Consider the following 6,595-nt stretch of genomic DNA (forward strand, 5'->3'; position numbering starts at 1 on the left):
AGCCATTGAGAAAGATGGGCTATAATTTAACCACTTTTCCCGATCGATCGAGTAATTAATTGAGTAACTTGAGTAACTCATTGAGTAATTGATCGAATCAATGATTGAGTAATCAGAATGCAATCAGTTAGCCTGCTGACCAGTTAACTAGTTGATCAGTTAATGATGATTGCGCGTCGCCCATAAGGAATTCAAGAGATGATGATATTTGTAATACTCATGGTGATTTTACTGCTGCTATTAGTGCTTTTAGCCTATTATGTGGCCTATCTATTGATTATGCCGGCAACAATCTGGGGATTAGTGACCGTTGGGGCGATCGGTACAGGTTTACTGCTTCTACTCTTTCTCTTAGTGCGTCTGATCTTTATCACAATTGAGTGGTTTTTAGATCAAAGACGTATGAAGAGAGAGATCAGAATAGAAGCGGAAGCGGAGCGCGGGAGGGGAGGAGAAGAGTAATGGTGCGATTAATTTTTGTAATATTGATGATCTACCTACTCTATAAGGTGGGGCGTCTTCTTTTACGTGGATTGATGCTCCTGATTGCGGCTATCTACTCCTTTATCTCAGAAGAATCGCAAAAACAGCGAGAGAAAGAGAGCCTCTATCAGAAAGAACGTGCCTGGGAGGTGAAGCAGAAAGTCTCCCAATATCAAGCGCAAGGTGACCTCCCTTCATGGATGAATAGCGATCGCATCAACGATTTTAATCAGGGGGTTTATCAAGTTTTACGAGGTAGCGGTATCGGTATTGAAGATGCCAAACGACTCCTCAATCATCGAAATCCCTATCTAAGAGCGCTCTATGTTGCCGGCAGAATGGAGCGGAAAGGGGCAACTTATGAAGAACAGAAACGCGCTGCCGGTGAGACACTCGTCGCATTGTGGCAACGGGCAGATCATCGGCAACTCTTTTCAGATCATCTTGAGTAATAGTGATCAATAGCCTCTATGGTTTTACGACCCTCCGGCTCTATGGATCTATGGCTCTATGGAAACATCTTTAAAATCATCACTAATAATTTTTGTGCTGCCGGAGGCAGTTGACGACCGCGCCGAGTTATCATATAGGTCTCTGTTCGATTAAAATAGGGGTGACTTAAGTGGTGGAGTGCTAATCGATCTCGATCCTCCTCATAAAGCATAAATTCAGGCAGTAGCGTGACGCCACCACCAATCGCATACTGTTTTAACATATGGAGCTGGCTACATTTTAAGGTGGGGTGAAGCGTGACCTCCTCCTCATCTTCCACACGTTGAATAATTTGTCGAATCCCTTGAGAGATATCACCCATCGCTAAGGGATAATCTCTGATTTGCGCAAGGGTTAAAGGCTCTTTCTCATTTAGAAGAGGATGTGTCGGGGGAAGAAAGGCTTTTACGGTATGTTGGCGCTTAAAATGGACCCGTAAATTGGGCTCTAAGATAGGATTAAAAGCGATTCCGATATGGGCTTCATTATCACTCACTTTTCGGACAACATGATTGCTACTTCCGGCAGAGAGCTGCACCTCAATCTGAGGATGATCTTTAGAAAATTGGGAGATAATTGTTGCTAAGTGGCGTAGATATCCTTCACCTGTTGCAATTGTTACCTTTCCTCGCTCTAATCCTTGTAGCGCCGCTAAAGAGGCGAGAAGATCCTCCTCCTGTTCTAATGAGTGAGCAAAATACTTTAAGACTAATTCTCCCGATTCTGTAGGATGCGCACCTCTTAAATTCTTCTCTAAGAGCGATGTTTTCAGCTCCTCTTCAAGCAGGGTGATTTGCCGGCTAATAGAGGAGGGCGCGATATTGAGAATATCTGCCGCATTACGAATTCCACCATATTTGACAGCTTGATAGAGATAGTAGACGCGATGCTTCTTAATCATAGAGTAACTCCTCGCTCTTTTTTTAGATGAGTGTTGCGTTAAAACGAACAAAATTCCCAATTCGTTTTATTGTTGCACATTTTGACTTTCTCTATACTGAAATTGATCAGAATGATCGAGATAAGAGAGAGAAGGGAGTGGAATATGGATCAGGAAATATTGAAGGATGTCGCAATTATCGGCTTAGGTAATATGGGGCTAGGGATGGCGAAGAATCTATTGTCGAAGGGATACCGTGTCAGTGGTTTTGATTTAAGTGAAGCGGCACGAAATAGTGCTATGGATGCCGGCGTTAAGATTTTACCCGTAGAGGAGTTGATCGCAGGGACGAGAATTCTGCTGCTCTCTCTACCAAAAGCGGAACATGTTCTCGATTGTAGTAATGAGATTGAGAAGTGGGGAGAGAAAGGTTTAGTGGTGATTGATACTAGCACCTCGACTCCTGATGTTACGCGAACGATCTATCAACGCTTTATTGAGAAAGAGATGCTCTTTGTGGATGCTCCTGTTTCGGGGGGACCTAAAGGCGCGCTTACCGGCACGATGACAATGGTCGTTGGCGCAGATAGATGGTTATTTGAGGCATTAAAGCCGCTCTTAGAGGCGATGAGCTCAACGCAGGTTCATGTTGGGAAGGCTGGTGCCGGCAATATAGTAAAGATCTGTAATAACCTATTGATTGCGGCTCATCTAATCACAACTGCAGAAGCACTTTCGTTAGCAACTAAAGCCGGCGTTGAGCCGGAGGCCTTTTTTGCCGGCATCAATAGAGGGTCGGGAAGAAGTGCGGCGAGCGAGGTCAATTTTCCACTCTGGATTCTTAATGGTGCTTTCAACTCCGGCTTTACGATGGGATTGATGCGTAAAGATGTGGGATTAGCAGAGTCATTAATGGAAAAGATGGGGATGGAGTTGCCACTCAGTCAAGAGATTATCGCTCTTTGGGAGAAGAGTCGTACTCTTCTAGAGGATCATGCCGATTTTAATGAGATTGTAAAGCAGAGCGATAGCAAGATTTATGGCTAATTTCTTTATTGCCAATTTAATTATCACTCAATGATCTTTAGTAGTGACCTTTAACAGAGAGTTAGAGAAATAGATAGAGAGATAGAGAGAGATAGAGAGAGATAGAGAGAGATAGCTAGAAACTCGAAATGAGTATTAAAAGAATAAGATAAAAATAAGATAAAAAAATAAGATGAAGAGATTAAGAACAAGGAGAGGAGAGAAGATGGGGCGTTATTATAGAGAAGAGAATCAGATACAAAACCGTTTCTGGGAATTATTTAATCGATTTTTCCCCGGCGCTGAGAGTATCGGCAGTTATATCGGCGGAGAGTGGTTGATTGGCGATGGAAGCGATATTGAGCTCTACAATGCCGATAATGGAGAGCTCTTCTACGCCTATCGGGATGCATCTTTAGAGATCATTCCAAAGCTCAATGAGGTCACAAAAATAGCACAAGCAAAGTGGCGCGCGATGAGTGCTGCTGATCGTGGACGCTTAATTTTTCAGGTTGGGGCGAAGATTAGGGCCGTGAGTGCGGAGCTTTCGGAGTTAGAGGCGATTGTCGGCAATAAACCGATTCGTGATGCACGTGGGGAGGTCGCTAAAGTTGCGGAGATGTTTGAGTATTATGCCGGTTGGAGCGATAAGCTGCATGGGGAGGTGATTCCAGTACCTACGACTCATCTCAATTATGTTCTCTACGAACCTTTAGGAACCGTGTTACAGATCACACCTTGGAATGCACCGATCTTTACGGCAGGATGGCAGATTGCGCCGGCAATTACCGCAGGAAATGCCGTGATCTTAAAACCTTCAGAATTAACGCCGGTCACCTCCTTAATCTTAGCGAAATTGATCGAGGCGGTTGGCATCCCGAAAGGTTTAGTCAATGTTGTTGCCGGCTATGGTCATACCATTGGGCAGATGATGATTCAACGTTGCCATATTGAGAAGGTTGTTTTTGTCGGTTCTCCTAATACCGGTGAGCAGATCGCTGTTGCTGCCGCACGAAAGGGAATTCCTGCCATTTTAGAGTTAGGAGGGAAGTCCGCCAATATTGTCTTTGCTGATGCTGATTATGAGAAAGCATTGAGAGGTGCGCAAAATGCCATTTTTGGTTCTGCGGGGCAGAGTTGTGTCTCCGGTTCACGTCTATTAGTCGAGCGAACTATTTTTGAGCAATTTGTCAATGATCTTGCCGCAACTACGAATCAGTTCCAAGTGGGGAATCCGCTTGATGAAGCGACACAGATCGGCCCTATTCAGAACCGAAAACAGTACACTCATGTCTGCAAAATGATTGCGCAAGCTTTGGCGGAAGGCGCAAAAATTCCTAATAATAATGTAGAATCTCTCCCTTCAAGTAGCGGGTATTATGTTTATCCTACTGTTTTGATCGGTGATAATCGGATGCAGTGTGCTCAAGAAGAGATCTTCGGTCCTGTTGTTGTGGCAATACCTTTCGACAGTGAAGCAGAAGCGATTGCTATCGCCAATGAGAGTGCCTTTGGGCTTGCCGGAGCTGTTTGGTGTCGTGATGTTGCAAAAGCGCATCGTGTTGCCGATCAGGTAAGGGCGGGAACATTTTGGATCAATGGTTATAAGACGATTCATGTGAGCTCCCCTTTTGGTGGTTATGGCGCGAGTGGTTATGGGCGCTCATCTGGATTAGAGGCTTTAAGGGCTTATAGTCAGGTTAAAAGTGTCTGGGTTGAAAGGGCGGTCGAACCGCTTGTAAACTTTGGATATGGCGCTCAGGAGAAGTCATCATAGATAGGCATTGTTGATGACAACAGTCGATATCATATTTTCGAGATATATGAGATGCTCGAGTTATATGGGGCATATGTGCCATGTGGAATATGCGATCTTCATCGAGATATGTCTCGAAATATGTCATTAACATAAGATGTAGATGTAGATGTAGATGAAGCAGTAGAAGCAGTAGTAGATAGATAATAATGAGAATAAATAAGATAAAGATCACTTCAGTGATCATGGAGGATTAGAGTATGAGCAAGCATGAGCATTATTCGAAGCTGTTAGATTGGCGTCTGCATCTGGTGGTTATTATCGTTACCGTTCTGGCAGAGATAATTGGCATTATGAAATTTGATATCGGGATCGGAATTGTTATCCTTCTTCCGCTTCTTTACGCCTTTCTCTTCTCTGTCCTCTTTAACGGCAATATTATTCCCGGCACCGGGAGAATTATTGGCCCAAGCGCACAGACGGCGAGCCATTGGGTTTTGATCTGTGTGATGCCTTTTATCGCCAAGTTTTCTATCGGTATTGGTCCTAAAATTAATGATATTATCGCTGCAGGTCCGGCACTGATTTTGCAAGAGCTTGGAAATGTGGCTACCGTTTTAGTTGCGATGCCGGTTGCGGTTCTTCTCTTTAGAATGGGGCGTGAATCTGTGGGCGCGACACACTCAATTGCGCGTGAACCCAATATTGCATTAGTTGCAGATCGTTTTGGCATTAAGAGTCCAGAAGGGATCGGGGTGATGGGCGTCTACGTGATGGGGACACTTTTCGGCGCGATCTACTTCTCTCTTCTTGCCGGTTTTATGGCTTCATGGGATTACTTCGATGTTCGTGCTTTAGCAATGGCATGTGGTGTTGGAAGTGGCAGTATGATGGGGGCATGTTCAGCCTCACTTGCTGAAGTGGTTCCGAATCAAGCAGAGGATATTGTTGCTTTTGCCGCAACTTCAAATCTCTTAACTTATGGGACAGGACTCTTTGTGAGTGTTTTTGTGGCGTTACCTCTTGCCGAGTATTGCTATAAATTTTTAAGCAAAATCCGTAAGCCTGCTGCAGTCAATAGCGCGATGGAAGCAGCCTTAGAGGAGAATTCACTCTTAGAAGCAGAAGTGGTAGAAGAGGGTGAAGAGCTTCGACTCTCAACGCTTCAAGTATTGATCGCACTTGCGGTGATGTCTGTCATTCTTCTGATCTCTAACTGGGCAGGAACAGGAACCTCTCCATTAGTGGCTCTCCCTGGGATGATCATTATCTACGCTTTAAGTGTTGGTGGCGTTTTGTTAGGAAAGATTATTCCCATTAAAATTCCAGCCATTGCTTGGATCTCACTTCTTGCGATCTTCTTCGGGCTTCCCTTTATGCCAACGGCAGATCATCTAGTCACAATGACAGAGAAGTTAGGGCTCTTACCACTTATCACCCCGGCATTGGCCTATGCAGGTATTGCAATTTCAAAACGTGAAGTGGATCTCTTTAAAAAGTCAGGAATCAAGATCGCAATTGTTGCACTTTTAACCTTCACCGGCACCTTCTTAGGCTCCGCCTTTATTGCTGATCTTCTGCTTTAGGAGAAGAGCTACTTTTTTCAATAAGACAATCATCAGTTGAGATAATAAGAGTGATTTCGATTAATTCGGAGTCACTCTTTTTTTATCTCAAAAATCAACCGCTCTATCTGTTACTTGGTTAATTACTTTATCTAAAAAGGCCAATTTGCGGTTGATAGGCATTTGTAAAATTGAATCATAATGGCGTCATTGATCATAAAGTTTATGGTTTTATGACTTCTATGACTTCTATTATTTTATGACTTCTTGAATTCTAATTCCTAACGCAACAGTTAATGTTTAGTCATCTGAGTAGCTTCATATTCCTTGTGAAATAGTTCTGTAATAACTTCGATAGGCGACCTAAAATTAAAGCGTTTTCGAGGTCTACTG

Annotated in this window: 6 protein-coding genes; 5 read left to right on the plus strand and 1 reads right to left on the minus strand. The window is 43.7% G+C overall.

What is annotated here, in order from left to right; all coding sequences use genetic code 11:
• Window positions 1–198: 198 nt before the first annotated feature.
• Together B9T19_RS04245 and B9T19_RS04250 are read left to right on the plus strand one after the other, a co-directional pair.
• Window positions 199–462 carry a hypothetical protein gene (locus B9T19_RS04245; protein WP_094567324.1) on the plus strand — a complete coding sequence of 88 codons (264 nt, stop codon included), beginning with the start codon at window positions 199–201 and terminating at the stop codon, window positions 460–462.
• Window positions 462–935, plus strand: a complete 474-nt coding sequence (locus tag B9T19_RS04250; RefSeq protein WP_094567325.1) for a hypothetical protein — start codon at window positions 462–464, stop codon at window positions 933–935. The genes B9T19_RS04245 and B9T19_RS04250 overlap by 1 nt, the downstream gene beginning before the upstream one ends.
• A 56-nt stretch (window positions 936–991) precedes the next feature.
• Here B9T19_RS04250 and B9T19_RS04255 read toward each other — a convergent pair whose 3' ends face one another.
• Window positions 992–1,876: a LysR family transcriptional regulator gene (locus B9T19_RS04255; RefSeq protein ID WP_094567326.1), complete on the minus strand. Its 885-nt coding sequence runs from the start codon at window positions 1,874–1,876 to the stop codon at window positions 992–994.
• 156 nt (window positions 1,877–2,032) lie between these two features.
• On the opposite strand from B9T19_RS04255, the gene B9T19_RS04260 reads away from it, so the two are divergent.
• The 3 genes from B9T19_RS04260 (at window position 2,033) to B9T19_RS04270 (ending at window position 6,223) form a co-directional block, all read left to right on the plus strand.
• On the plus strand, window positions 2,033–2,902 hold the full coding sequence (locus B9T19_RS04260) for an NAD(P)-dependent oxidoreductase (RefSeq protein ID WP_369828058.1): 870 nt from the start codon (window positions 2,033–2,035) through the stop codon (window positions 2,900–2,902).
• A gap of 205 nt (window positions 2,903–3,107) precedes the next feature.
• Window positions 3,108–4,658, plus strand: a complete 1,551-nt coding sequence (locus B9T19_RS04265) for an aldehyde dehydrogenase (protein ID WP_094567328.1) — start codon at window positions 3,108–3,110, stop codon at window positions 4,656–4,658.
• Window positions 4,659–4,897: 239 nt separating this feature from the next.
• A complete protein-coding gene (locus B9T19_RS04270; protein ID WP_094567329.1) occupies window positions 4,898–6,223 on the plus strand; it encodes a DUF3100 domain-containing protein in 1,326 nt (441 codons plus the stop codon).
• Window positions 6,224–6,595: the final 372 nt, after the last annotated feature.

This window comes from Ignatzschineria sp. F8392 (genome assembly GCF_002252045.1).
In the GTDB taxonomy this organism is placed as follows: domain Bacteria; phylum Pseudomonadota; class Gammaproteobacteria; order Cardiobacteriales; family Wohlfahrtiimonadaceae; genus Ignatzschineria.